Consider the following 25,951-nt stretch of genomic DNA (forward strand, 5'->3'; position numbering starts at 1 on the left):
CGGAGCGCGGCGCTAACTCGGCGCGCCGTTCCGCGTGGGCACGGAGTGCCCACCGTACGGGGCCAAGCGCCGTAGCGAGAACGCACAGACGGAAGCAGCCCAGCGCCTTTGCTTTCACCCACCCCCATGTACGCGTACAATACTCGGCATTCAAAATGCGCGAATTCAACCGCATACAAGACAAGTTCTGAGAGATTCATAAGCAGCAGATGAGTAAAAAGCGCGTCAACTTCTATCCCGGCCTGCCGCCCCGGCTGCGTCCGTTCACCGAGCTCGACATCGTCTGCGGCGTCGACGAGGCCGGGCGCGGCCCGCTGGCCGGGCCGGTGTTCGCCGCCGCCGTCATCCTCGACCCGAAGCGCCCGATCGAGGGCCTGCGCGACTCGAAGAAGCTGAGCGAAGCGCGGCGCGACGAACTGGCCCCGCAGATCCGCGAGCACGCGCTGGCCTGGGCGATTGCCGAAGCGTCCTGCGAAGAGATCGACACCCTGAACATCCTGCACGCCACCATGCTGGCCATGCGCCGCGCCGTGGAAGCGCTCTCGCTGCTGCCGACCTTTGCCCTGATCGACGGCAACCGCTGTCCGCCGATGGCGATTCGCGCCCACGCCGTGGTCGAAGGCGACGACAAGTGCCACGCGATCTCCGCCGCCTCGATCCTGGCCAAGACCGCGCGCGACGCCGAACTGGTGCGCCTGCACGCGCTGTATCCGGACTACTGCTTCAACCAGCACAAGGGCTACGGCACCGCGCTGCATCTGGAGCGCCTGCGCCTGCATGGCCCGTCGCCGGCGCACCGCCGTTCGTTCGCACCGGTGCGCAACCTGCTGCAGGTGGATCTCTTCGCCGCACCGGAAGAACTGGTGGTCGCATGAAGACGATCTCGTCGCGCGACAACGCGTTTTATAAAGAACTGAAAGCCCTGGCATCGAGCTCGCAGGCGCGCCGCAAGGCTGGCCGCACGCTGCTCGACGGCGTGCACCTGTGCCAGTCCTGGCTCGACTTGCGCGGCGCCCCGGCGCACTGCGTGGTGTCGGAAGAAGCGCTGCACAATCCGGAAGTCGGCAACATCGTCGCTCGCGTCGAACAGCTGCGCGGCCATGTAACCGCGCTGCCGGAAGCATTGTTCGGCGCGCTGAGCCAGGTCGAGCATGGCGTGAATTTGATGTTCCTGGTCGAGACCCCGCATCCGCAGGCGCCGCAGGCCATGCTTGTCTCCGCCGTGCTGCTGGACGGCGTGCAGGACCCGGGCAATGCCGGATCGATCCTGCGCAGCGCCGCGGCGGCCGGCATCACGCAAGTGTTCTGCAGCCCCGGCACGGCTTTTTGCTGGTCGCCCAAAGTGCTGCGCGCGGCGATGGGCGCCCACTTCGTGCTGGAGATATTCGAGAACGTCGACCTGGCGGAACTGGTCAAGGCATCCGATATCGCCGTGCTGGCGATGAGCGGGTATGCCGAGCAGAAGCTGTACGACGTCGATTTGCGCCAGCCGGTCGCCTGGCTGCTCGGGCACGAAGGGCAGGGCGTGGCCGACGAATTGATGGCGCTGGCCTCGCACCAGGTGGTGATCCCGCATGCCGGCCAGGTCGAGTCGCTGAACGTGGCGGCGGCGGCAGCGGTATGCTTCTTCGAACAGCTGCGCCAGCAGCAGGCCTGACTGTAGCGCATTGTAGAATAAACCCGGCGTTTCAACCCTGGAGTAGACATGGACATCGCGCATCTGCACTTCCTGGTCGCCGAAGCCGACAACGGCCAGCGCGCCGCCCTGGTCGAGATGCTGGGCCGGCTCGGCGCCAGCCGCGTCACCGACGTGCCCGACGGGCACATGGCGCTGCGCACCTTCCAGGCCAGCTTCACGCCGCGCCTGCACATCGCCATCATCGACCTCGGCCTGCCGGGCATGGACGGGCTGGAACTGATCCGCAACCTGGCCACGCTCGACACCGGCATCAGCCTGGTGGTCACCGGCGCCCAGCCGGCGAATTTGCTGTTCTCGGTCGAGACCCTGGCCCAGGTGTACGGCATCGACCTGCTCGGCTCCATCGCCAAGCCGGTCACCGCCGCCAAGCTCAAACCCCTGCTCGACAACTACCAGCCGCCGGCACTGCCGGCCGCACGCGCCGCCTCGCCGCACTTTTCGTTTGCCGAAGTCGGCGTGGGCCTGCAGAAGCGCCAGTTCGAGCCCTTCTTCCAGCCGAAGATCGAGCTGGCCACCGGCCAGGTGAAGGGGCTGGAAGTGTTCGCGCGCTGGCGCCATCCCGAGCACGGCATCGTCGGCCCCGGCGCCTTCATGGATGCGCTGGAGCAGAACAACCGCATCGACTTCCTCGACTGGAGCATGATCGAGCTGTCGGTCGAGCGCTGCCGCTGGTTCCACGACCAGGGCACGCCGATTTCCATCTCGATCAACCTGGCGCCCGAGACGCTCGCCCATCCCGCCTTCCTGCGCCAGATCACTGCCTGCCTGGGGCGTCACGCGGTGCTGGCGGACTACATCACCTTCGAGATGCCGGAATCCTCGGTCCTGAACGAAGACCCGAACTTCATCGAACGCCTGGTGCGCCTGCGCATGATGGGCTTTGGCCTCGCCATCGATGACTACGGCACCGGGCGCTCGAACCTGCAGCTGCTGGCGCGTATCCCGTTTTCGGAACTGAAGATCGACCGCAGCTTCGTCGACGGCGCCTCGAAGCGCCGCCCGCTCGGCACCGTGCTGCGCTCCTGCCTGGGCCTGGCGCACAGCCTGGACCGCATGTCGGTGGCCGTGGGCGTGGAAACGCGCCAGGACTGGGATTTCCTGCAGGGGCTGGGCTGCACCTATGCGCAGGGTTACCACATCGCCAATCCGATGGAGGCGTCCGCCTTCCCGGGCTGGCTGGAAGACTGGCGGCATTTCTTCTGAAGGAGGGATCGATGGTCATACGGGTACGCTGCCATTGCGGCAAGCTGCAGGGCGAACTGGATACGAACGCGGTCGCAGCGCGGGCGAAGTGCTATTGCCCCGACTGCCGCGCCTTTGCACGTTATCTCGGCAACGAGGTCGAGATACTGGACGGCGCCGGCGGTACCGAGGTGGCGGCGGCCTTGCCGTCCGGGCTGACATTCACCCAGGGCCTGGACCAGCTGGCCTGCATGTCGCTCAGCCCGAAAGGCCTGTACCGCTGGTACGCCGCCTGCTGCCGCACGCCGATCGGGAACACGCCGCGCGACCCGAAAGTGTCCTACGTCGGCGTGGTGCGCGCCTGCCTCGACGCCACGCCGGCCGAACTCGATGCCCGGCTCGGGCGTTCGTCCATCAACGCGAACACCGAGTCGGCCTACCGCAAGATTCCCAAGACGCCAGGCGGCACGGCCCTGGCCCTGGTGAAGATCGGCAGCAAGCTGCTGGGCGCGCGTCTCAAGGGCGGCTACAGGAACAATCCCTTCTTTGAAGCCGGCAGCGCCACGCCGGTGCGCCAGCCCACGGTGATCTCGAAGGAAGAGCGCGCCCGGCTGTACTGAGACAATCCGTCTCACGCGGCCTGGTCTTCCTCCTCGCGGTCCACGTGGCCGGCCTTGCCGCGGGCCTGCGCGCGCCGCAGCACCACCGGCACCGACTTGTACGAAGGCGTGCCGCTGCGCCGGTCGAAGTTCGCCAGCGCCACCAGCGCGTTCGCTTCCGGATAGTAGGCCGCGATCGACCCCGGCGCGATATCGAAGGCGACGGCGACGAAGTTGCGCACGATGCGCGGCTCGCTGATGTTGTCGAATGCCGCCACCGCCTCGATGTCGACCATGTCGCCATGCTCCAGCCCGCGCGCGGCCAGATCGGCCGCATTCACGAACACCACGTCGCGCCGGCCGGTGACGCCGCGGTAGCGGTCGTTCTTGCCGTAGATGGTGGTGTTGTACTGGTCGTGGCTGCGCACTGTGGCCAGCACCAGCACGTCCTTGGCGTCGGGCCGCGCCAGCGGGCGTTCGTCTTCCCTGGCGCAGGTGATGAAGTGCGCCTTGCCCGACGGCGTACGCCACTCGCGCCGCCCGGCCGGGCTGTCGAGGCGGAAGCCACGCGGCACGCGCACCCGTTCGTTGTAGCCGTCGAAGTCGGGGAACACGGCCTCGATGGCGTCGCGGATGCGGTTGTAGTCGGCAATGAAGCCGTCCCAGTCGATTTTTGATTCGGGCAGGGTGGCCTTGGCGATGCCGGCGACGATTGCCGGTTCCGACTTCAGCAAGCTTGACGCCGGCGGCAGCGAGCCGCGCGAGGCATGCACCATCGACATCGAGTCTTCCACCGTCACCGACTGCACGCCATTGGCCTGCATGTCGAGCTCCGTGCGGCCCAGGCAAGGCAGCAGGAAGGTGTGCTTGCCGACCATCAGGTGCGAGCGGTTCAGCTTGGTGGCGATGTGCACCGACAGATCGAGTTTACGCATCGCCTCGTAGCAGACCTGCGGGTCGGGCATGGCGGTGGGCAGGTTGCCGCCCAGGCAGATCAGCGTCTTCGAGCGGCCTTCGTGCATGGCCTCGATGGCTGCCACCGCGCCGTGGCCGTGTTCGCGCGGGGCCTTGATGCCGAATACGCGTTCCAGGGAATCGAGGAAGCCCTGGCTGGGGATTTCGGTAATGCCGACGGTGCGGTCGCCCTGCACGTTGGAGTGGCCGCGCAGCGGGCAGATGCCGGCGCCTTCGCGTCCGATGTTCCCGCGCAGGAGCAGCAGATTCGCCAGCTGCTGCACGTTGCCGGTGCCGTGGCGGTGCTGGGTGATGCCCATGCCGTAGCAGATGATCACGCGCTCGGCCCTGGCGTAGATGGCGGCGGCTTGCTCGATGTCGGCGCGCGGCAGGCCCGCTATCCCCTCGATCTCTTCCCACGAGGTGGCGTCGAGGTCGGCCACCAGTTCCTTGAAGCCGAGGGTGTGCTCGTGGATGAAGCTGTCGTCGAGCAGGCCCGCGCCACCGGCGGTGCGCTGCTCGGCATCCATCGCCAGCAGCGCCTTCATCATGCCTTTTACGGCCGCGGTATCGCCGCCGATTTTCAGCTGGTAGTAGTGCGAAGCGATAGTCACCGCTTTCCCGAGCGTCATCTCGAGCGCGTGCTGGGGCGACTTGAAGCGCTCCAGGCTGCGCTCCTTGAGCGGATTGAACACCACGATGGGCGCGCCGCGCAGCGAGGCGGCGCGCAGGGTGGCCAGCATGCGCGGGTGGTTGGTCCCGGGGTTGTGGCCGAACGAGAAGATGGCGTCGCAATGGTCGAAGTCTTCGAGCGTGACCGTGCCCTTGCCGACGCCGATTGATTGCGGCAGGCCGACGCTGGTGGCCTCGTGGCACATGTTGGAGCAGTCGGGGAAGTTATTCGTGCCGTATTCGCGCACGAACAGTTGGTACAGGAAGGCGGCTTCGTTCGAGGCGCGGCCGGAGGCGTAGAACTCGGCCATGTTCGGGTCGGGCAGGGCGCGCAGCTGTTCGCCGATGCGCCGGAAGGCGTCATCCCAGGAAATCGGCACGTAATGGTCGGTGGCGGCGTCGTAGACCATGGGGTGGGTCAGGCGGCCTTCCCATTCGAGATAGAAGTCTTCGCGCTCCCAGAGTTCGCTGACGGTATGTTTGGCGAAGAACTCGGGTGTAACGCGCTTGTGGGTCGCTTCCCAGGACACGGCCTTGGCGCCGTTCTCGCAGAATTCGAAGGAAGACCCTTCGCGCGGATCGGGCCAGGCGCAGCCGGGGCAATCGAAGCCCTGCGGCTGGTTTACCTGCAACATGATGGGCGTGCGCGCGGCCGACATGTCGCCGCGCAGGGCCTTGGCCACCGCCTGCAATGCACCCCAGCCGCCGGCGGGGCCACCGTATTCTCCGATTCCTGGAACATCTTTCTTCGACATACATCCTCCTCTAGCAATGGAAGAAATTGTACGGAGATTGTTAAAACATCGACGCTATCAAGACACAAGGAAACAAAGCCGGGCCTGCTCGCGATTACAGTTCGAGCACCAGTCCGGGCCGGAAACCTTCCTGCTCGCCCTTGCTCAGGTAACCGAGCGGATTGGCCACCACGCGGCAGGACCAGGGCCGGCCATCCTCGACTCCGGTGACCGTGTAGTCGTTCATGCAGTGCAGGTGGCCGTGCATCCAGATCTCGGCATACGGGAAGAGCGCATCCATCGCGTTGCAGAAACCGGCCGTGCCCGCCGCCAGCCCGTAGCGCGGGTCGGCGCTGAGCAGGCTGGGGGCGAAGTGGGTGACGGCGACCGTGACGCCATCGAAAGGCTTGGCGAGGGCCGTGCGCAGCCAGGCCTGGCAATCGAGCGACATTTCCCGCAGGCCCTCGGCCAGCACTGGCACGCCATCCTTCAAGGTCGTGTTCTTGCTGAGGTAATAGTTGGCCGCGCGGAAGGCCTTGCCGCGCAATTGCAATTGCTTGGTCAGGTCGGTCTCGCGGCTGGCCAGGGCGTCGAAGTCGCTCCACAGCGTGGTGCCGATGAAACGCACGTGGCCAATGACGATGGTTTCGCGGTCCAGCCATTCGATGCCCAGTTCCTGGCAGGTGGCGCGCAGGCGGGCGTAGGTTTCCTCGTACTCGAGGCCATCGAACTCGTGGTTGCCGGGGATGAACAGCACGCGCGCCTTGGGGGCGCCGGGCCGCAGCGGCGAGAAGCGGGCCAGGCCGAAGTCGGAGCCGGTCAGGCGCGAGCCGGACTGGTAGGAGCCGATGTCGCCGGCGAGGACGACCACATCGGTGTCCGCGGCGACGTGCGGCTGGAAGTCGGCGTAGCGTTCGAGGTGCAGGTCGGAGAAGAGCTGGATGCGCATAGGCGCGCAGTATAGCTGCAACAACAGTGCGCTGCCGCATCGTTGCCGTGGATTGGTGGGCCGTTGTAGGGTGGGCTCTCGAGCCCACGCTGTCTCGTCGGATGAGCAGCGGCGGAAGTACGTAGGGTGGACTCCCGAGTCCACGCGGTCTCATCGGGTGAGTAGCGGCGGAAGCGATGGCGGCCGGGGCGTGCAAGAGGGCGTGTCATCGGGGTTCGTGGGGCTGTTGCCTGTGCCGTTATTGGTGTGCATGATCCGCGTGGGCACAAGTGCCCACCCTGCGGTTGGGGTCGGTGGGTCGGCGCTGTGCGCCTCGGTGGTAATCGCCGGGAATAGGTTTTTTGGTACGCTCGCGCACAGAGCCATGCGCCACCTGCGGTTACGGTGCATGCTCAATAGTAAGGAGATACCATGAGCGAGGAGTCGAAAGGGCTGCGGATCGAGGACCCCACCATGCCGGCAGGCGGCTGGGCTTCGGTGGCCGAGGTGAGCAATATCCTGATGGACCAGCGCACCGTGCTGAAGGACAGCCGCCTGCTGCTCAAGCAAAACAAGCCCGACGGCTTTGCCTGCGTCAGCTGCGCCTGGGCCAAGCCGGCCAATCCGCATCCCTTCGAATTCTGCGAAAGCGGCGCCAAGGCCACGGCCTGGGAAACCACCAGCAAGACCATCGGCGCCGGCTTTTTCGAACAGCACAGCGTGCGCGAACTCGAATCCTGGTCCGACCACAAGCTGGAAGAGCAGGGCCGCCTGACCGTGCCGCTGCGCTATGACGCCGCCAGCGACCGCTACCGCGAAGTGTCCTGGGACACTGCCTTTGCCGAGATCGGCGCCGCCCTGCGTTCGTGTGACCGCGAACAGGTGGTGTTCTACGCCTCGGGCCGGGCCTCGCTCGAAACCTCCTACATGTACCAGCTGCTGGCGCGCATGTACGGCAACAACAATTTGCCCGACAGTTCCAACATGTGCCACGAAAGCACTTCGGTGGCGCTGCAGAAGACCATCGGCGTGGGCGTCGGCACCGTGGTGCTGCAGGACTTCGAGGAGACCGACTGCATCTTCTTCTTCGGCCAGAACGTGGGCGTGAACAGCCCACGCATGCTGCACCAGCTGCAGGAAGCGCGCGAGCGCGGCGTGCCGATCATCACCTTCAATCCCCTGCGCGAGCGCGGGCTGGTGAGCTTCACCAATCCGCAGTCGCCGGTGGAGATGCTGACCGGGAAGGAAACCGCGATCAGCACCCAGTACCATCAAGTGAAACCGGGCGGCGACACGGCCGCCATCATGGGCCTGGCCAAGGCGCTGCTGGCGCTGGACGACGCGGCCGTGGCCGCCGGCGAGCAGCGCGTGCTGGACGTCGCCTTCATCAAGGAATACACGCACGGCTTCGCCGAATTCGAGGCGGCGGTGCGTGCCTGTGCGTGGCGCGACATCGTGCGCGAATCGGGGCTGCCGCAGGCCGACATCGAGAGCGCCGCCGCCGTGTATGCGGGCGCCGGCGCGGTGCTGGGCGTGTACGGCATGGGCCTGACCCAGCACCAGAACGGGGTGCAGAACGTGGGCATGATCGTGAATCTGCTGCTGATGCGCGGGAACATCGGCAAGCCCGGCGCCGGCGTCTGCCCGGTGCGCGGCCACTCGAACGTGCAGGGGCAGCGTACGGTCGGCATCACCGAAAAGCCCGAGCTGGCGCCGCTGGACAAGCTGAAGGAGCTGTACGGCTTCGAGCCGCCGACGAAAACCGGCATGAACACGGTGGAAGCCTGCGAGGGTATCCTGGCGCGCAAGGTGCAGGCCTTCATCGGCCTGGGCGGGAATTTCGTGCGCGCCGTGCCCGAGACCGTGCTGATGGAAGCGGCCTGGCGCGAGATTGCGCTGACCGTGCAGGTGTCGACCAAGCTGAACCGAAACCACGTGATCCACGGCAAGCAGGCCTATATTTTGCCTTGCCTGGGCCGCATCGAGGTCGACCGCCAGGCCGGCGGGCCGCAGGACGTGACGATCGAGGACAGCACCTCGTGCATGCACGGTTCGCGCGGCGCAGCCGAGCCGGTGGCCGATACCCTGCTGTCGGAACCGGCCATCGTGGCCGGCATCGCCAAGGCGACCCTGGACCCGAACCCGCGCGTGGACTGGGACGCCTGGGTCGGCAATTATGCGAAGGTGCGCGACGCCATCGAGGCCACCTTCCCGGACATCTTCACGGACTTCAATGCGCGCATGTGGACACCGGGGGGCTTTCGCAAGCCGGTGGGGGCGGCGCACCGCGTGTTCGAGACCGAAAGCAAGCGCGCCGAATTCACCGTGCCCGAGGCACTGCCGGGCGATCCGGACATGGACGCCGGCCCGCCGGCGCTGCGCCTGTTCACGATCCGCAGCGACGGCCAGTTCAACACCACGATCTACCACAACGACGACCGCTTCCGCGGCGTGTTCGGCAGCCGCATGGTGCTGTTCATGTCGCGTGCCGACATGGCGCGTTTGCAGCTGGAGCAGGGCGACACGGTGGCGCTGCGCACGGCTGCCGACGATGGCGTGCTGCGCCGCGTTGAGGGGCTGGCGGTCGTGCCCTACGACGTGCCCGAGGGCTGCATCGCCGGCTACTATCCCGAGCTGAATCCGCTGATTCCGCTCTGGCATCACGCCAAGGAAAGCAAGGTGCCCGCGGCGAAAGCAATCGACGTGCTGGTGGAGCGCGGAGCCACGGCGTGATCGTTCACGGTGCGGTGGGTTCGAGAACCCACCCTACGAGAGACTAGCAAGCAGCAGTAGGGTGGGTACTCTTACCCACCGGTTTCATCGTTGGCGTTTCGGTACGATCCGGGTGTGCCAGGCAATGCGTGGTGGGTTAGAGAACCCACCCTACGAGAGGCCGGGCATCAATACTCGCGCCGGTCCGGCTTGATCTCCTGCAGGATGGTGGTCGCGATTTCCTCGATCGATTTGGTGGTCGAGGACAGCCAGCGTATTCCCTCGCGCTTCATCATCATTTCCGCCTCGTTCACCTCGTAGCGGCAATTCTCGATCGACGCGTATTTACTCCCCGCCCGCCGTTCGTTGCGGATTTCGGTCAGCCGTTCCGGCGTGATCGTCAGCCCGAACAGTTTATGTTTGAACGGCGGCAGCGACGACGGCAATTTGCCGCGCTCGAAATCGTCGGGAATCAAGGGGTAATTCGCCGCCTTGATCCCGTATTGCATGGCCAGGTAGAGCGAGGTCGGCGTTTTACCCGAGCGCGACACGCCCACCAGGATCACATCCGCCTCGGCCAGGTTCTTGTGCGATTGCCCGTCGTCGTGCGCCAGCGAGAAGTTGATCGCCTCGATGCGGTTCTTGTATTCCTCGGAATCGACGATGTTGTGAATGCGGCCAATGGTGTGCGTCGATTTCACGCCGAGTTCCATTTCCAGCGGCGCCACGAAGGTCTGGAACAAATCCATGTGCATGCCGTGCGAAGCACGGATCACGCCCGACAAGTCGTGCTTCACGAGCGTGGAAAACACGATGGGGCGCTGATTGTCGGCCGCATACACCTCGTTGATGCGGCGCGCGGCGTCGCGGGCCTTGTCGAGTGTGTCGATGAAGGGAATGCGGATCTGGCGGAAACGCATCTCGAACTGGCTCAGCACCGCGTGGCCAAAGGTTTCGGCGGTGATGCCGGTGCCGTCGGAGACGAAAAACACGGTGCGTGCGGTCGGGGGAAGGGCGGGGCGGTTCTCGGCGGTCATATTCAATTCTTGCCTATGCTGACAGATTTGCACGTTACGTGCGGTGTGAAACCGGGGCGCTCGCGGTAGAATGCTCGGCAACGGATTTGCATTGTGCTGCACGGCGCCCAGAATAACAAGAAAGCAGGGCGCCCCCTGCCCGGCACTGCATAGAGCGTGTGAAAAGCCTTCAGGGCAAGGCGTACCGTCGAAGACAGTACGCGAGTACGGCGAGACGGTACAACGCCGCCATGGAGGTTTTTCACGCGCTCGCACAAGTTTCTATCATCAAGTAAGGTGCTTTACCATGACTAACCTGTCCAATGCAGCATTGAAGGAACCCGAACAAGGAGCGGGTGTGTACGTTGCCTCGTTCGAGAGCCTGCGCATGACCGATGTCGAATCGGTCGGCGGCAAGAACGCCTCGCTCGGCGAGATGATCAGCCAGCTCGCCGAAGCCGGCGTGCGCGTGCCGACCGGCTTCGCCACCACGGCGCAAGCCTTCCGCGACTTCCTCGGCCACTCGCTGGATGGCGGCCCATCGCTGGCCGACCGCATCGCCACCCGCCTGGAAACCCTGGACATCGACGACGTGCGCGCCCTGGCCGCCGCCGGCGCCGAAATCCGCCAGTGGATCATCGATACCCCGTTCCAGCCGCGCCTGGAAGACGAAATCCGCGCCTACTACGACCGCCTGGTGGCCGACTCGGAAACCGAGATGTCGTTTGCCGTGCGCTCCTCGGCCACCGCCGAAGACTTGCCGGACGCCTCGTTCGCAGGCCAGCAGGAGACCTTCCTGAACGTGGTCGGCATCGACAACATCCTGGAAGCGATGAAGCACGTCTTTGCCTCGCTCTACAACGACCGCGCGATCTCGTATCGCGTGCATAAGGGCTTCACCCACGCCGAAGTGGCGCTGTCGGCCGGCGTGCAGCGCATGGTGCGTTCGGATACTGGCGCCGCCGGCGTGATGTTCACCATCGATACCGAATCGGGCTTCAAGGACGTGGTCTTCATCACTTCCAGCTACGGCCTGGGCGAAACCGTGGTGCAGGGCGCGGTGAACCCGGACGAGTTCTACGTCCACAAGCCGATGCTACAGCAGGGTAAATCGCCGGTCATCCGCCGCAATATCGGCTCGAAACTGATCAAGATGGAATTCACCGCCGAAGCGAAGGCTGGCCGTTCGGTGAAGACCGTCGACGTGCCGATCGAGATGCGTAACCGTTATTCGCTGACCGATGCCGAAGTCGTCGAGCTGGCGAAATATGCCGTCATCATCGAGAACCACTACGGCCGCGCGATGGACATCGAGTGGGGCAAGGATGGCCGCGACGGCAAGCTGTACATCCTGCAGGCGCGTCCGGAAACCGTGAAGTCGCAGCAGAAAGCCACCGATGCCCAGCAGCGTTTCAGCCTGAAGGGCAGCGGCACCGTGCTGACCCACGGCCGCGCCATCGGCCAGAAGATCGGCGCCGGTCCGGTGCGCGTGATTACCGACCCGGCCGACATGGAGCGCGTGCAGCCGGGCGACGTGCTGGTGGCCGACATGACCGACCCGAACTGGGAGCCGGTCATGAAGCGCGCCGCGGCGATCGTCACCAACCGCGGCGGCCGTACCTGCCACGCGGCGATCATCGCGCGTGAACTTGGCGTGCCGGCAGTCGTCGGCTGCGGCGACGCCACCGAGACCCTGAAGGACGGCACTTTTGTCACCGTGTCCTGCGCCGAAGGCGACGAAGGCAAGATCTACGACGGCCTGCTGGAAACCGAAATCACGGAAGTGTCGCGTGGCGAACTGCCGCCGCTGGCCACCAAGATCATGCTCAACGTCGGCAATCCGCAGCTGGCGTTTGATTTCCAGTCGGTGCCGAACGGCGGCGTCGGTCTGGCGCGCCTCGAGTTCATCATCAACAACAACATCGGTGTGCACCCGAAGGCCATCCTCGAGTACCCGAACATCGACGCCGATTTGAAAAAGGCGGTGGAATCGGTCGCGCGCGGCCACGCTTCGCCGAAAGCCTTCTACGTCGACAAGCTGGCCGAAGGCGTGGCGACGATTGCCGCCGCGTTCTGGCCGAAGCCGGTCATCGTGCGCCTGTCCGATTTCAAATCGAACGAGTACAAGAAGCTGATCGGCGGTTCGCGCTACGAGCCGGACGAAGAAAACCCGATGCTGGGCTTCCGCGGCGCCGCGCGCTACCTGGCCGAGGACTTCGCCGAAGCCTTCGAGATGGAATGCATCGCCATGAAACGCGTGCGCGAAGAGATGGGCCTGACCAACGTCGAGCTGATGATCCCGTTCGTGCGTACCCTGGGCCAGGCCGAGAAGGTCATCGGGCTGCTGGCCAAGTATGGCCTGAAGCGCGGCGAAAACGGCCTGCGCGTCATCATGATGTGCGAAGTGCCGTCGAACGCGATCCTGGCCGAGCAGTTCCTGGAACACTTCGACGGCTTCTCGATCGGCTCGAACGACCTGACCCAGCTGACCCTGGGCCTGGACCGCGACTCCGGCATGGAGCTGCTGGCCAAGGACTTCGACGAGCGCGACCCGGCCGTCAAAGCCATGCTGACGCTGGCCATCAAGGCCTGCCGCGCGCAGGGCAAGTACATCGGCATCTGCGGCCAGGGACCGTCGGACAATCCGGACTTCGCGGTCTGGCTGATGGAGCAGGGCATCGAGTCGATGTCGCTCAATCCTGATTCGGTGGTCGAGACCTGGCAGAAGCTGGCGTCGATGTAAGCTTGAGCAAAATGCAGTAACAAACACCCTGATCGGCCTGGCTGTCGATCAGGGTATTTTTGACGTCGCCGCATAAAAGCGATATTCCTTGATTTGGTGAAAACTTTCTGAGACGATTTAATTTCCTCCGTTGTCAATCTATTCAAGGATGCGCCCATGTACCTGGAATTGCGGATAATTGGCGATTATGGAAGCAAGACAGATTTCATCAAGGAACTCAAGAACGAAATCGGTAGCAACGCGGCAGCCATCGCTTCGACGCTGGCAAAAACCAGCCTCCAGCGTTACGCCAGCATCGTCTTGCCCAAGGTCGTGGCCGCTGAACAAATATTGCATACGACGCATATCCTGTATTTTCTCGAAGGCAGGGACACGATCGTCGTGCATATTGCAGGCAGAATCGTTGCTGATACAAAGGTGCAGGCAAAACGTCTCGCTCGCCGCTTACCGAAACTGTTTGCCGATACCGAAACGAAGTTGAAAATCAGTGCGGTCATCTATGCGCCAGGCTCGGCGGACTTCGATACCCCTGTCATCAAGGGCGAGCAGATGAGCTTTTGGAAGCGTTTGTTTGATACGTTTGCCGAGCGCTGGTTGACCCGCGTCGTGACGCCGGCCATCATTTTCTCGGGAGCCGCAGCATTTTTGCCCAATAGCAGCCTGTTCCAGTCGGCGTCGATCGGCCTGGCCGCTGCTGTCGTGAGCGTAGTAATCGAAGGCATTATCTTTGCGCGCAAAGCGGAAGAATGGGAATGGAAGGAGGTATGAATTCATGAGCAAATTTGATCATGGCGGACGGTCGGCAGAGCAGCACCCCAGTGTCCTCGAAGAACATTTCATCGAAGGCCTCGCCAAGACCCTGCACGCCCCGTGGACCATGCAGCGCGAGGCAGGCAGCGTCGCCTATTCAGATGCCGACCATGAACGACGCTACCGGCCTGACGTCCTGTTGACCAATGAAGTGACAGGTCGGACGGTCGCCGTGGAATTCAAGTCGAACTTGTCGCTTTCGATGAGTAACCTGATCCGATTCAAGCAAATCCAGTCGGCATATGAAGAGGCGGGCACCGAATTCCTTCTTGTCGTGCACAATAATTCAAATGCACCCACCTCGAAAAGCCAACTGGCAGAATATGGCATCAAGGCGATCGACGTGCGTGATCCCGCCCAGGCCGCATACGAAATCGAAAAGCATTTGCCGAATATCTGAGGCTCTCTATCCGTTTTGAGTCATTACCTCGCCCTAAATCTGTGAGGCAACAAATTAGTTGACTCTGTTCCAGAACGCGTTAGACTTTTAGACACCCTCGTCAGCCTTGCGGCGGCGGGGGTTTTTTTCGGATTCAGGGGAGAATGGAAATGAAACGCTTGTCGATTGCCGCAACCTTGTTGGGGCTTATGCTGTCCGGTGCTGCTTTTGCCGACGAAACTGCTTTCTGCAAGACCGAGTGCGAGAGCGCGCACTCGCAATGCAAGGCCAACACGGGCAAGGCCTCAGGCGACGACGCCGTGAAGCTGCTGAGCACCCAGGAAACCAACGGGTTCGCCCGTGCCGCCCAGGATCCGGTGGCCGGCGCCGGCGCCAGGTCGCTGGAGCGCAGCGGCCAGCAGAACCGCCGTGCCCAGCAGCTGGGCATCTGCGACGACAACTACCAGCGCTGCACGCGCAGCTGCGCGCCCGCTGCCGGCGCGAACGATGTGTTCCCGGTTCGCAAGCACGGCAAGACGGGCTGAAGCCGCAGCGGGCGACAAGATGCCCGCCAGCGAGCAAACGACAAGAAGGAGACAAGATGGACGACTGGGTGAACTGGATGATCGGCGCCGGCATCCTGGTGGTGGCGGAGCTGTTCACGGGAACCTTCTATTTGCTGATGATCGCCATCGGCCTGGCCTGCGGCGGTATCGCGGCGATGCTGGGCCTGTCCGGTCCGGTGCAGACCCTGGTCGCGGCGGCCACCGGGCTGGTGGCGACCAGCATCCTGCACCGCAGCCGCTTCGGCCGCCCGGCGAAAACGGGCGCCACGCGCGACCAGAACGTGAACCTCGACATCGGCGGGCGTGTCATCGTCCACGCCTGGAACAACGGCCGTGCGCGCGTGATGTACCGCGGCGCGCAGTGGGATGTGGAGCTGGGCAGCGGCGCCATTGCCGAGGCGGGCGACTTTCGCATCGTGGAAGTGCAGGGCAATCGCCTGATCGTGGCGAATTCATAAGCAAGTCTCATAATTACAACTCATCTATAAGGGATGCTCATGGAACTCGAATTCTCCTTCGGCACGGTGGCATTGGTCATCTTCATCATCGCCATGGTCTTCGTCATCAAGACCATCAATGTCGTGCCGCAGCAGCACGCCTGGGTGGTCGAGCGCCTCGGCAAGTACCACGCGACGCTGGCGCCGGGCCTGAACATCGTCGTGCCTTTTGTGGACCGCATCGCCTACAAGCACGTGCTGAAGGAAATCCCGCTCGACGTGCCGCCACAGGTCTGCATCACGCGCGACAATACCCAGCTGCAGGTGGACGGCATCCTGTACTACCAGGTGACCGACGCCATGCGCGCTTCCTACGGCGCCTCGAACTACGTGCAGGCGATTACCCAGCTGGCCCAGACCACGCTGCGTTCGGTGATCGGCAAGATGGAGCTCGACAAGACCTTCGAGGAGCGCGACCACATCAACACCACCATCGTGAATGCCATCGACGAATCGGCCGCGAACTGGGGCGTGAAGGTGCTGCGCTACGAGATCAAGGACCTGACGCCGCCGGCCGAGATCCTGCATTCGATGCAGCGCCAGATCACCGCCGAACGCGAAAAGCGGGCGCTGATTGCGGCCTCCGAAGGCCGGCGCCAGGAGCAGATCAACATCGCCAGCGGCGAGCGCGAAGCAGCGATTGCGCGTTCCGAGGGTGAACGCCAGGCCGCGATCAACCGCGCCCAGGGCGAGGCGAACGCCATCGTCGCCCTGGCCGAGGCCAGCGCCACGGCACTGCGCCAGGTGGGTGCCGCGATCCGCGAGCCGGGCGGCGAAGACGCGATGAATTTGCGCGTGGCCGAGGAATATGTCGACGCCTTCGGCAAGCTGGCCAAGACCAACAACTCCATCATCGTGCCGGCCAACCTGGGCGAGATGAGCGGCCTGATCGCCAGTGCGCTGCATATCGTGAAGGCGCAGAAGTGATGACCGGCGAAGTGATGACCGAAGAAGTGAAGCGGGTCGTCATCATCACCGGCGCATCGGACGGCATCGGCGCCGAGATGGCGCGCCAGCTGGCGGCCAGGGAAGGCGCCGGCCTGGCGCTGGTGCTGGCCGCGCGCCAGGCCGCGCCCTTGGACGCGGTGGCCGCAGAGTGTATTGCGCTGGGCGCCCAGGCGCTGGCGCTGCCGACCGACGTGGCGATCCAGATCCAGTGCCGCCGGCTGATCATCAGCGCGGTGGAGCGGTTCGGGCGCATCGATGTGTTGGTCAACAATGCCGGGCGCTCGGCGCACGCGCTGTTCGAGGAAGTCGAGGACCTCGGCTGGTACGAAGAGCTGATGCGGGTGAATTTGTGGGGCGCCGTCTGGTGCACCCAGGCCGCGCTGCCGCACCTGAAACGCTCGCGCGGCAGCATCGTCGCCGTGTCGTCGCTGGCCGGGCTGATCGGCGTGCCGGGACGCACCGCCTACAGCGCCACCAAGTTCGCGATGACCGGCTTTTTCGAGGCGCTGCGGGCGGAGCTGAGGGGCGCCGGGGTCAGCGTGACCACGGCCTATCCGGGCGTGGTGGCAACGAAAATCCGTTACCGCGGCTTCAACGCAGCCGGCGAAACGGCAGGGGCCAGCGGCCTGATCGAAGAGGGGGCGATGAGCGTCGAGGAGTGCGCGCGGCTGATCAATGCCGGCATGAACCGGCGCGAGCGCGAAGTGGTCATGACGGCGAAGGGCAGGTTCGGGCGCTTCCTGAAACTGCTGGCGCCGGGCGTGGTGGAGAAGATGGCACTGGCGGCGCTGAAACAAGATGTCCGGCCACGCTGAGCACCGTGTTGCGCAGGACCTGCCCGACGATTACGGGTACGACCCGGTCATGACGCCGCGCGGCGCGTTGGTCGCGCTCTTGGTGCTGATGTTCGTGAGTACGCTGGTCGAGGTCGGCGCGGGCCTGAATAGGCGCGGCGAGCCGGTGCTGTGGTCGTTGCTGACCGGTTTGCTGTCGAGTTTTTTGGGCTTCTACTGGTTCCGGCTCGACCGCGAGCTGCGGGGATGGCCGAGGTCGCGCTGGCTCGGCGTGGCCATTGTGACGATCACGCCGCTGGCGGTGCCTTACTACCTGGCGCGCAGCCGGCCGAAGGGGCGCAAGCTGCGCGGCCTGGCGGGGTTCGTGGGGTATGTGTTCCTGATGCTGGTGGCGTCGATGGCGGGGGCCATCCTGGCGCAGTTGATGTCCTGAGGCGTATCCATTCGATGTTGGCTGCGACCGTACGGTGGGCACGCTGTGCCCACGCGGAATGGTGCGCCGTGTTGGCGCATGACCCAGACAAGACGGTGGATCGTAATTTACGCCAACAAATGATCATTTGTTGGCGTCACGTCTTTGCAACGTCCGCGCCACGAACGCAGTCAACACCCAGCATGCATCCGCGTGGGCACAGCGTGCCCACCGTACGGTCCCTGCCGCCATCCCATCAGGGGCCGCCATCCCATCAGGGGCCGCCATCCCATCAGGCGATACCAGCCCATCAGGTACCGCCATCCCATCAGGCGCCGCCAGCCCATCAAGCATCGTCAGCCGGCATGCGCCAATAAAAAAGGGCGGCAACGCCGCCCTTCGATTCCTGGCTAACAAACATCCTTAGAAATCAATCGTCGCCGTCACCGCCAGCGTGCGCGGCGCGCCGGCCACCAGGTAGCCATAGGTCGGATACCCGCCGCTGGAGGCCCAGTAGTTCTTGTCGGTGACGTTATCGATGCGCGCGCGCAGCGTCACGTCGCGGTCCATCAGGCGCGTAGCCCAGCTGGCGCCGATGTCCAGGCGCGACCAGGCCGGCACCTTTTGCGTGTTGCCGGCGTCGGCAAACTGGGTCGAGGTGTACAGCGCGCGCGCGTTCAGCGACAGGCCCGGCACGTTTGGCACGTCCCAGTCGGCGCCGAGGTTGACCTGGATTTCCGGCACGCCGATCGCTTCCAGGCCCTCGTTGACGCCGCCCTGGGTGCGGCGCTGCTTCGTGTCGAGCAGGGTGGCGCCGCCCAGCACGCGCAGGCCCCTGGTTGGCAGGCCGAACACCGACAGCTCGACGCCGCGGTTGCGCTGCTCGCCAAAAGTTCCGTAGGTGTTGTTGGCGATGAAGGCCAGCGGCTGGCCGGTGGTGAACAGGGCCACGCTGCCGCCCAGCTTGCCGCCGTCGACCTTCACGCCGATTTCCTTCTGGCGCGAGACATACGGCGCCAGCGGCTGGCCGTTGTTGGTCAGCGGCGGCTGGCCAAAGGCGCTGGTCGCCGAGCCGCCTTGCTGCAGCGCCTCGATGTAGTTCGCGTAGAGCGACACGTTCTGCGTCGCTTTGTAGACCAGGCCTGCCACCGGCGTGTTCGCGCTGCGCTCGTAGCTGGCGTTGCCCAGGCCGGTCACGTAGTCGTAGCCGTAGTCCTTCAGGCGCTGGTGGCGGATACCCACGGTCAGCAGCACGCTGTCGTCCATGAACGACAGCGTATCGGCAATCGCCGCGCTCGACAGGATGGTCTTGCGCGTGACGAGCGGGTCGAACATGTTCCCGCCCGACCAGAAGCCGGTCGGCGGCGCCGCCACGTCCACCGGACGGTAGATGTTGGTATTCCAGCCGCTGAAGTCGCCCATCGCATACGCGTTCTTCGACTCCGAATGGTAGCCGGACACCGTAGCCGACAAGGTGTGGCCGATCGCGCCGGTGCGCAGCGAGGTGCGTGCGCCGACTTCGCCGGTCTTCACTTCGTCTTCGCGCACGTTGTCGAAGCGGGTCTGGTAGCCGCTGCCGTCCGCCGCGTTGACGTTCATCGAGGCCAGGATGTTCGATTCGTCGGTCTTGCGCATGCCGAGTGCGGCCCAGGCCACCGAGTTGGCGCCCAGGTCGGCTTCGGCGCGCAGGGTGCCGAAGACGTCGCGCTCCTTCGAGTCCGTCCATGGCTGGGCCCAGTTGCTGCTCGCATCCGGCGCGGCCACGATCGGCAGGCCAGGGCCCACGGTCACGCTCGGGCGGGCGTTGTACAGCTTGTGGTCCTGGTAACCGACGTCGGCCGACACCCGGAAGGCGTCGCCGCGCCAGTCGGCGCCGACCGAGAACACGCTCAGCTCGCGCTCTTCGCGGTCGATGGCGGTGTCGCCGTCGCGGCGCACGGCGTTGATGCGGATGCCGCCGCGGTTATCGGGGCCGAAGCGGCGCGCCAGGTCGGCCGCGCCGTACAGCTGGCCGCCGCTCTCGACACCAATAGTGAACTGGTTCAGGTCCTTGTTCGGCGCGCGCTTCGGCAGCAGATTGATCATGCCGCCGATGCCGCCGCCGCCCGGCGCCGCGCCGTTGACGAAGCTGTTCGCGCCGCGGAAGACTTCCACGCGCTCCAGCAGCTCGGCCGCGACGAACTGGCGCGGCAGCAAACCGTATAAACCGTTATACGCGAGGTCGTCGGAATTCACGGCAAAGCCGCGGATCACGTACAGCTCCTGGTAATTGCCGAAGCCGCGCGCCACGCGCACCGACGGGTCGTTCTGTACCACGTCGGCCACGCTGCGCGCCTGCTGGTCCTGGATCAGGGCGTGGGTGTAGTTGGTGGTGTTGAACGGGGCGCTCATGATGTCGACGTTGCCCAGCAGGCCGAGACGGCCGCCGCGTGCGACCTGGCCGCCGGCGTAGTCGCTCGGCAGGCCCTGGGCCGATGCATCGGCCGAGGCGGTGACGACCACGGTCTGCATCGGCTGGTCCGACGCTGGCTGCTCGGCGGAACCAGCGGCGGGAGCGGTGGTCTGGGCGGCGGCCGAAGCGGAGAAGAGGAGGGCGCCGAGGGCGAGCGGGGTGAGGCGGAACGTCGACTGTTTCATGAAGGAGCGTGCTTTACCAAGCGGTGTTGTTGTTAGATGAGAATGATTCGCAATATTATGCGCCGAAAGCTTGCGGCTGTAAATGAGAACCATTATTATCTGTAGCTCTTCGTCCGTCCCGAGTTTCAATGTCTACCCAATCCCTGCGCTGGTGGAGCTGGATCCACAAGTGGAGCAGCCTGGTCTGCACCGTCTTCATGCTCCTGCTGTGCCTGACCGGCCTGCCGCTGATCTACCACCACGAGATCGGCCACCTGCTCGGCAACGACGTCGAGGCGCCCGCGTTGGCGCCAGAAGTAGCAGCCAATCCGCCCAAGGCCAACCTCGACGAGGTGATCGCCTCGGCCAAGGCCCTGTACCCGAACAAGATCATGATGTACATGTCGCAGGAGCTGGACGAGCCCGCGATCTGGAACGTCACCCTGGGCGACCATCCGAACGACGAGCACTACAAACCGATCGCGGTGGACGCGCGCACCGCGAAAGTCATCACCGAGCCGGCCTTCGAGGGCGGCGCCTTCATGTCGACCATGCTGCGCCTGCACGTCGACATGTTCGCCGGCCTGCCGGGCATGCTCTTCCTCGGCTTCATGGGCCTGCTGCTGATCGTCGCCATCATCAGCGGCGTGGTGCTGTACGCGCCTTTCATGCGTAAACTCGACTTCGGCACCGTGCGCCACGAGCGCAGCACGCGCCTGAAGTGGCTCGACATGCACAATTTGCTCGGCATCGTGACGCTGGTCTGGGCGCTGGTGGTGGGCGCCACCGGCGTCATCAACACCCTGGCCGACGTGCTGCTGAAGGTCTGGCAAGCCACCGAGATCGCCGCCATGATCGAACCCTACAAGGACGCCAAACCTTTGGTAGAGATGGCCTCGGTGGACGCCGCCATGAAGACGGCAGTGGCCGCCGAGCCGGGCATGCAGGTCGGCTTCATCGCCTTCCCCGGCACGCCGTTCGCCACGCCGCATCACTACGGCGTCTACATGCACGGCGACCAGGCCTTCAGCTCGCGCCTGTACAAGCCGGTGCTGATCGACGCCGGCAACGGGACGATTACCGACCGCCGCGAGCTGCCCTGGTACCTGACCGCGCTGCTGGTGTCGCAGCCGCTGCACTTCGGCGACTACGGCGGCGGCTGGATGCAGTTCCTGTGGGCGGTGCTGGACGTCGCCACCATCATCGTGCTCGGCAGCGGGCTGTATCTGTGGCTCAAGCGCGGGCGCAAGGCCAAGGCGGAGGCGAAACAGGAAAAGACGGCGCCGGGCATGCAGCCGGTGCTGGCGCGTTCGGGAGAGCAGCGATGAGCAGCCCCTTCATGAAACTCTGGGGCGTGCCGATCCTGCTCGGCATCCTGACCATGATCGGCCTGCTCAGCGCGCTGTTCGGGGGCGGCATCTGGGATGCCTTGTCCGCCGTGACGCTGGGCGTGCCGGTCGCCGTAGGCGCCTGGTTCAGCCTGCGCCGCAAGCCGGGCTGACCGCTTCCTGGCGCCGCCGCAAAGGGCGGCTCATAGCTCCAGCTGCCCGCCCGCGTGTTCGCCGGAGCGCGGCGCCGGCCTGTCGTGCGCGACCACCGCAACGAGTGCGATCACCGCCAGCGCCACCACCACGCCGGCCGCCATGCTCCAGCGCCGCTGCACCCGCCTGAAGTGCGCCACGCTGTCCCAGCGCCGGCTCCGCCAGGCCGACTGCCGTCCCTTCAGCCCGAGCAGCACCCGCATCACCAGGCCGACGACGGGAACCAGGCCGAGCAGGCCCCACCAGGTCCGGTTCGGTATCGCCCAGATCCAGCTGAACACGAAGCCGCCCCAGGACCAGCCGGCCACGCCTTCGGGCAAGCGATCGGGCCTGCCACTGCCCGAGGTGTTCGCCGGGTCCTTGCTGTTGGCATCGTCGAGCACGCCGTCCTCCATTCGTTCACGCAAAAGGCCCACATTGTAGGCGTTCAGCAGGTCTTAAGCATTGCCAGGAAATCCACGGGTATAACGTTGACAGCAACTCAACCTTACCTGGAGACCGACCATGAAAGACCTCATCCGCGCCAACAAGGGCTTCATCGCATTCCTGCTGCTGTTCGGCGTGTTCCGCACGGCGGTGGCCGACTGGAATCCGATTCCCTCGGCGTCGATGCGGCCGAACCTGCTGGAAGGCGACGTGGTCTTCGTGAACCGCCTGGCCTATGACGTCAAGGTCCCGCTCACCAACAACATCCTCGCCCACACCGGCGAGCCGCAACGCGGCGACGTGGTCACCTTCGATTCGCCGCAGGACGGCATGCGCCTGATCAAGCGCCTGGTCGCCGTGCCGGGCGACGTGGTCGAACTGCGCAACGAACGCCTCGTGATCAACGGCCAGGAAGCGCAGTGGGGCCCGGTCGAGCAGGTGATGGAGCCGCTGGGCGACCACAAGGTGCCGGCGCTGCGCGTGAACGAACGGATTGACGGCCGCATGCGCCAGGTCCAGTTCGTCCCGCGCATCAAGACGCCGGTACGCAACTTCGGCCCGGTGACGGTGCCTGCCGGCCAGTACCTGATGCTGGGAGATAACCGCGACAACAGCGCAGACTCGCGCTACATCGGCTTCGTGCCGCGCAATTTGCTGATCGGCCGCGCCGAGCGGGTGCTGGTCTCGGCCGACACCCTGGGCAACTGGACGCCGCGCTTCGGCCGTTTCGGCCATTCCCTGCGCGATTGAGCGCAGCGGCGGCCCGGCAGGCGGCGCATGCCGTCGCAATTGCGCGACAATCGCTTGTTTCGGCGCCGCGACCGGCGGGCGTCGGCAGTGCTTGGCCGCATCGGGATTATAATGGGCAGAGGAAATATCCCTTCATGACAATCTCCCAACCCGGGCGGCCTGCGGCGCACGTTCCCAGCAGCGATGTCACGCGTGCACCGTCCGGCGACCTGGCTTTTCTTTGAAAGTGCAGCATGACACTGGCAACCGACCAGAATGTGGACGGCCGCGGCATTTCCCCGACCGGAATGCAATTCATCGCCATCCGCGACGCGGTGATGGACCATTGGGAACGGCAGGTGCGCGCCCGGGTCGAAGGCGCCCAGGACCTGCTGCGCCCCGTGCTGACCAATACGCTGCCGGCGTTTTTCGACAACATCGCCGAAGCGCTGCGCCCGGACCACCCGCGCGAGCGGGGATCGAGCGGCAATACCTCGGCCAGCGCCCACGGCGGCGAGCGCGCGCGCATGACGCCTTTCGGCCCCGACCAGGTGATCCACGAATACCAGATACTGCGCGAGTCGATCGCCATGGTGGCGAAGGGCCGGGTGGAGCTGGGCGAGGCCGACTGGCTGGTGATCGACCGCTCGATCAATGCCGCCACGCGCGAGGCAATCCGCGCGTTCACCCGCAGCCACGACGAACTGCGCCACAGGGTCGCGGCCGCGCTCTCGCACGACATGCGCACGCCCTTGTCCGTGGTGTCGCATGGCGCCCAGCTGCTGGGCATCACCTCGGACTGGTCGCAGGTGCGCAACGTCGCGTCCCGGATCGACGCGAATGCGCAGCGGCTGGAAGACATGATGGCGGAACTGCTCGACGCCCTGACTCTCCAGGGTGGCGCGAAGATTCCGCTGCACCTGAGCCGCTTCGACATCCTCGACCTGGTGCGCGAGACCGCCGCCCAGTATGCGCACGGCGCCGATAGCGACGTGGCCATCGGAATCACGGGCGAGCCGGTGCTCGGTCACTGGTGCCGCGCCTCGATGCGGCGGGCCCTGGAAAACCTGATCAACAACGCCATCAAGTACGGCGACCGCGAGACGGTCATGATCAAGGCCGGCCAGACGCGCGGGCGCCTGATGCTCAGCGTGCACAACGAAGGCAATGCGATCCCGGCCGAGCAGCACGGCCGCATCTTCGAATACCTGCGGCGCGAAACCGGTCCACTGTCGGCGACCGGCTGGGGCGTCGGCCTGCCTTTCGTGAAAGCCGTCGGCGAAAGCCACGGCGGCAGCGTGTCGGTGGACAGCTCGCCGGAACTGGGCACCACCTTCCTGATCGACGTGCCGATCGACTGCCGTCCTTTCGTCGGCCAGGCCGGCGTGCCCTCGACGCCTGACGGCCGGTCCTAGGCCGCCGCGCATTCCACGCAGCTGGCCAGGCGATTCCGGCCGTCCATCTTGGCCTGGTACAGCAGCGCGTCGGCCGCCTCGATGCAGGCCAGCGGCGAGACGTCCATCTCGGCCGCCGGGCAGCAGGTGTGCACGCCCAGGCTGATGGTGACTGCGCCGCAGGAACTGTCGGCATGCGGGATGCCGAGCGCCTGCACAGACAGGCGTATCTTTTCGGCCACTGCGCATGCGCCTTCGCTGTCGGTATCCGGCAGAATCACCGCGAATTCTTCGCCGCCGTAACGCGCCGCCAGGTCGGTCGGGCGGCGCGGGCCGGTGGCGATGGCGTCGGCCACGCGGCGCAGGCAGTCGTCGCCGGCCACGTGGCCATAGCGGTCGTTGAATTTCTTGAAGAAGTCGACGTCGAGCAGCACCAGCGAGAAGGGCAGGCCGCTGCGCCGTGCGCGCTCGTGCTCGAAGGCCAGGGTTTCCTCGAAATGGCGGCGATTCGCCAGCCCGGTGAGGGCGTCGCTGTCGGCCAGCTGGCGCAGCGAGACGTTGCGCAGTTCGAGGGTGGCGCGCGCGGCGCGCAATTCGGACTCCAGCGCTTCGCGCACGCGCAGCTGGCGGACCATGCGGCGCACGCCCCAGGCCAGCATGCACACGGCAAACAGCACCACGCAGCTCATCTTGATGACCGCAAACCACCAGTCCTTCAGGATCTCGTCCTTGGCCTGGGCGGTGGCGACCAGCAGCGGGAAGCCGTCGACGTGGCGGTAGCTGTACAGGCGCTCGATGCCGTCGATTTTTGCCACCATCATGGCGGTCCCGACCGGGCCAGTCTTCTTGTACAACTGGAACACCGGCCCGCCGGCGATGCTGGTGCCGACCATCTCCGGCTTGAACGGGCGGCGGTAGAGCAGGGTGCCGTCGTCGATGGCCAGAATGATGGTGCCGGTCTGGCCGACATCGAAGCTGTCGTAGAACTTGCCGAAGAAGTCGAGCCGCAGCGAAGCCATGGCCACGCCGCCGAAGCTGCCGTCGGGACGGTTGATGCGGCGCGTGACGGGGATGGTCAGGATGCCGCTCGAGCGGCTGTGGATCGGCTTGCCGATGCGGGTGCCGGTATCGGCATGGGCCATGTGGTAACGGAAGTATTCGCGGTCGATGTTACTGCCCGGCAGTAAGGCCGGCAGCGAGGTCGCCAGGCGCGTGCCGTCGGCGCCGTACACGAAGAGTTCCTGGATTTCCGCGCTGCCGCCCGTGATGCGTGCCATGCGCGCATGCATGCGCGCGCTGTCGAGGCGGTCCATCCCGTCTTCCTGGCTTCGTTCGACCAGTTCCGCCAGCACCGCGTCGGCGCTGCTCAGCGAGCGCTCGGCATGCGAGGCGAGTGCCCGCGCCATGTTCGCGGTACTCACCGCCGTCTGGTCCAACTCGCCTTGGCGGGACGCCCACAGGCTCCAGGCATGCAGGCCCACCAGCATCAGGCAGAAGGCTGTCATCAGGAGTACCGAGCGCAGCATGATCGGCTTGCGCTGCTGGTCCAGGCGCTGCAGGCGACGGTTAGAATCTGCGGAAGTAGGCATGGCGTGCGGGA

General features: G+C 65.3%; 23 protein-coding genes. 17 read left to right on the top strand and 6 right to left on the bottom strand.

Annotation, left to right across the window (positions count from 1 at the left end):
- The first annotated feature begins 209 nt into the window (after window positions 1–209).
- From rnhB to QWL29_RS03350, 4 genes are read left to right on the top strand one after another with little or no spacing between them, the layout of a single operon-like run.
- Window positions 210–875 carry a ribonuclease HII gene (gene rnhB, locus QWL29_RS03335; protein WP_305821470.1) on the top strand — a complete coding sequence of 222 codons (666 nt, stop codon included), beginning with the start codon at window positions 210–212 and terminating at the stop codon, window positions 873–875.
- Window positions 872–1,657 carry a TrmH family RNA methyltransferase gene (locus QWL29_RS03340; protein ID WP_305821471.1) on the top strand — a complete coding sequence of 262 codons (786 nt, stop codon included), beginning with the start codon at window positions 872–874 and terminating at the stop codon, window positions 1,655–1,657. The genes rnhB and QWL29_RS03340 overlap by 4 nt, the downstream gene beginning before the upstream one ends.
- A gap of 48 nt (window positions 1,658–1,705) precedes the next feature.
- On the top strand, window positions 1,706–2,902 hold the full coding sequence (locus QWL29_RS03345) for an EAL domain-containing response regulator (RefSeq protein WP_305821472.1): 1,197 nt from the start codon (window positions 1,706–1,708) through the stop codon (window positions 2,900–2,902).
- 11 nt (window positions 2,903–2,913) lie between these two features.
- Window positions 2,914–3,501: a DUF6151 family protein gene (locus QWL29_RS03350; protein ID WP_305821473.1), complete on the top strand. Its 588-nt coding sequence runs from the start codon at window positions 2,914–2,916 to the stop codon at window positions 3,499–3,501.
- A gap of 11 nt (window positions 3,502–3,512) precedes the next feature.
- Here QWL29_RS03350 and QWL29_RS03355 read toward each other — a convergent pair whose 3' ends face one another.
- Together QWL29_RS03355 and QWL29_RS03360 are read right to left on the bottom strand one after the other, a co-directional pair.
- Window positions 3,513–5,861: an FdhF/YdeP family oxidoreductase gene (locus tag QWL29_RS03355; protein WP_305821474.1), complete on the bottom strand. Its 2,349-nt coding sequence runs from the start codon at window positions 5,859–5,861 to the stop codon at window positions 3,513–3,515.
- Between the two features lie 94 nt (window positions 5,862–5,955).
- Complete coding sequence (locus tag QWL29_RS03360) at window positions 5,956–6,789, bottom strand: metallophosphoesterase (protein WP_305821475.1); 834 nt, start codon at window positions 6,787–6,789, stop codon at window positions 5,956–5,958.
- Between the two features lie 411 nt (window positions 6,790–7,200).
- Between QWL29_RS03360 and QWL29_RS03365 the strand changes: the two genes are divergently transcribed.
- Window positions 7,201–9,501 carry an FdhF/YdeP family oxidoreductase gene (locus QWL29_RS03365; RefSeq protein WP_305821476.1) on the top strand — a complete coding sequence of 767 codons (2,301 nt, stop codon included), beginning with the start codon at window positions 7,201–7,203 and terminating at the stop codon, window positions 9,499–9,501.
- Between the two features lie 167 nt (window positions 9,502–9,668).
- Here the strand turns inward: QWL29_RS03365 and ppsR are convergent, their stop codons facing one another.
- Window positions 9,669–10,517 carry a posphoenolpyruvate synthetase regulatory kinase/phosphorylase PpsR gene (gene ppsR, locus QWL29_RS03370; protein ID WP_305821477.1) on the bottom strand — a complete coding sequence of 283 codons (849 nt, stop codon included), beginning with the start codon at window positions 10,515–10,517 and terminating at the stop codon, window positions 9,669–9,671.
- A 286-nt stretch (window positions 10,518–10,803) separates the two neighbouring features.
- On the opposite strand from ppsR, the gene ppsA reads away from it, so the two are divergent.
- The 8 genes from ppsA (at window position 10,804) to QWL29_RS03410 (ending at window position 17,666) form a co-directional block, all read left to right on the top strand.
- Window positions 10,804–13,239 carry a phosphoenolpyruvate synthase gene (gene ppsA, locus QWL29_RS03375; protein ID WP_305821478.1) on the top strand — a complete coding sequence of 812 codons (2,436 nt, stop codon included), beginning with the start codon at window positions 10,804–10,806 and terminating at the stop codon, window positions 13,237–13,239.
- Window positions 13,240–13,395: 156 nt separating this feature from the next.
- On the top strand, window positions 13,396–14,007 hold the full coding sequence (locus tag QWL29_RS03380) for a glycosyltransferase family 29 protein (RefSeq protein WP_305821479.1): 612 nt from the start codon (window positions 13,396–13,398) through the stop codon (window positions 14,005–14,007).
- 4 nt (window positions 14,008–14,011) lie between these two features.
- Complete coding sequence (locus QWL29_RS03385) at window positions 14,012–14,449, top strand: hypothetical protein (protein ID WP_305821480.1); 438 nt, start codon at window positions 14,012–14,014, stop codon at window positions 14,447–14,449.
- A gap of 149 nt (window positions 14,450–14,598) precedes the next feature.
- Window positions 14,599–14,973 (top strand): hypothetical protein, encoded by a 375-nt coding sequence (locus QWL29_RS03390; RefSeq protein WP_305821481.1) that lies wholly within the window; start codon window positions 14,599–14,601, stop codon window positions 14,971–14,973.
- A 56-nt stretch (window positions 14,974–15,029) separates the two neighbouring features.
- Window positions 15,030–15,452, top strand: a complete 423-nt coding sequence (locus QWL29_RS03395) for an NfeD family protein (protein ID WP_305821482.1) — start codon at window positions 15,030–15,032, stop codon at window positions 15,450–15,452.
- A gap of 39 nt (window positions 15,453–15,491) precedes the next feature.
- Window positions 15,492–16,418: an SPFH domain-containing protein gene (locus tag QWL29_RS03400; RefSeq protein ID WP_305821483.1), complete on the top strand. Its 927-nt coding sequence runs from the start codon at window positions 15,492–15,494 to the stop codon at window positions 16,416–16,418.
- Window positions 16,418–17,254: an SDR family oxidoreductase gene (locus QWL29_RS03405; protein WP_305821484.1), complete on the top strand. Its 837-nt coding sequence runs from the start codon at window positions 16,418–16,420 to the stop codon at window positions 17,252–17,254. The genes QWL29_RS03400 and QWL29_RS03405 overlap by 1 nt, the downstream gene beginning before the upstream one ends.
- The gene (locus QWL29_RS03410; protein ID WP_305821485.1) at window positions 17,238–17,666 is read left to right on the top strand and encodes a hypothetical protein; all 429 of its coding nucleotides are present in this window, start codon (window positions 17,238–17,240) and stop codon (window positions 17,664–17,666) included. The genes QWL29_RS03405 and QWL29_RS03410 overlap by 17 nt, the downstream gene beginning before the upstream one ends.
- A gap of 402 nt (window positions 17,667–18,068) precedes the next feature.
- Here the strand turns inward: QWL29_RS03410 and QWL29_RS03415 are convergent, their stop codons facing one another.
- On the bottom strand, window positions 18,069–20,282 hold the full coding sequence (locus QWL29_RS03415; protein WP_305821486.1) for a TonB-dependent receptor: 2,214 nt from the start codon (window positions 20,280–20,282) through the stop codon (window positions 18,069–18,071).
- A 128-nt stretch (window positions 20,283–20,410) separates the two neighbouring features.
- Here QWL29_RS03415 and QWL29_RS03420 point away from each other — a divergent pair, with 128 nt between their 5' ends.
- The gene (locus QWL29_RS03420; protein WP_305821487.1) at window positions 20,411–21,589 is read left to right on the top strand and encodes a PepSY-associated TM helix domain-containing protein; all 1,179 of its coding nucleotides are present in this window, start codon (window positions 20,411–20,413) and stop codon (window positions 21,587–21,589) included.
- On the top strand, window positions 21,586–21,762 hold the full coding sequence (locus QWL29_RS03425; RefSeq protein ID WP_305821488.1) for a hypothetical protein: 177 nt from the start codon (window positions 21,586–21,588) through the stop codon (window positions 21,760–21,762). Before QWL29_RS03420 ends, QWL29_RS03425 begins: the two co-directional genes overlap by 4 nt.
- 30 nt (window positions 21,763–21,792) lie before the next feature.
- Here QWL29_RS03425 and QWL29_RS03430 read toward each other — a convergent pair whose 3' ends face one another.
- Window positions 21,793–22,209 carry a hypothetical protein gene (locus QWL29_RS03430; protein ID WP_305821489.1) on the bottom strand — a complete coding sequence of 139 codons (417 nt, stop codon included), beginning with the start codon at window positions 22,207–22,209 and terminating at the stop codon, window positions 21,793–21,795.
- Between the two features lie 97 nt (window positions 22,210–22,306).
- Here QWL29_RS03430 and lepB point away from each other — a divergent pair, with 97 nt between their 5' ends.
- Entirely contained in the window at window positions 22,307–22,978 is a 672-nt protein-coding gene (gene lepB, locus QWL29_RS03435; RefSeq protein ID WP_305821490.1) for a signal peptidase I, read from the top strand.
- A gap of 233 nt (window positions 22,979–23,211) precedes the next feature.
- A complete protein-coding gene (locus QWL29_RS03440; RefSeq protein ID WP_305821491.1) occupies window positions 23,212–24,372 on the top strand; it encodes a sensor histidine kinase in 1,161 nt (386 codons plus the stop codon).
- Here the strand turns inward: QWL29_RS03440 and QWL29_RS03445 are convergent.
- Entirely contained in the window at window positions 24,369–25,940 is a 1,572-nt protein-coding gene (locus QWL29_RS03445; RefSeq protein WP_305821492.1) for a sensor domain-containing diguanylate cyclase, read from the bottom strand. The two genes, QWL29_RS03440 and QWL29_RS03445, sit on opposite strands and share 4 nt — an antisense overlap.
- Window positions 25,941–25,951: the final 11 nt, after the last annotated feature.

The organism is Massilia brevitalea (assembly GCF_030711405.1).
GTDB lineage: Bacteria > Pseudomonadota > Gammaproteobacteria > Burkholderiales > Burkholderiaceae_D > Telluria > Telluria brevitalea.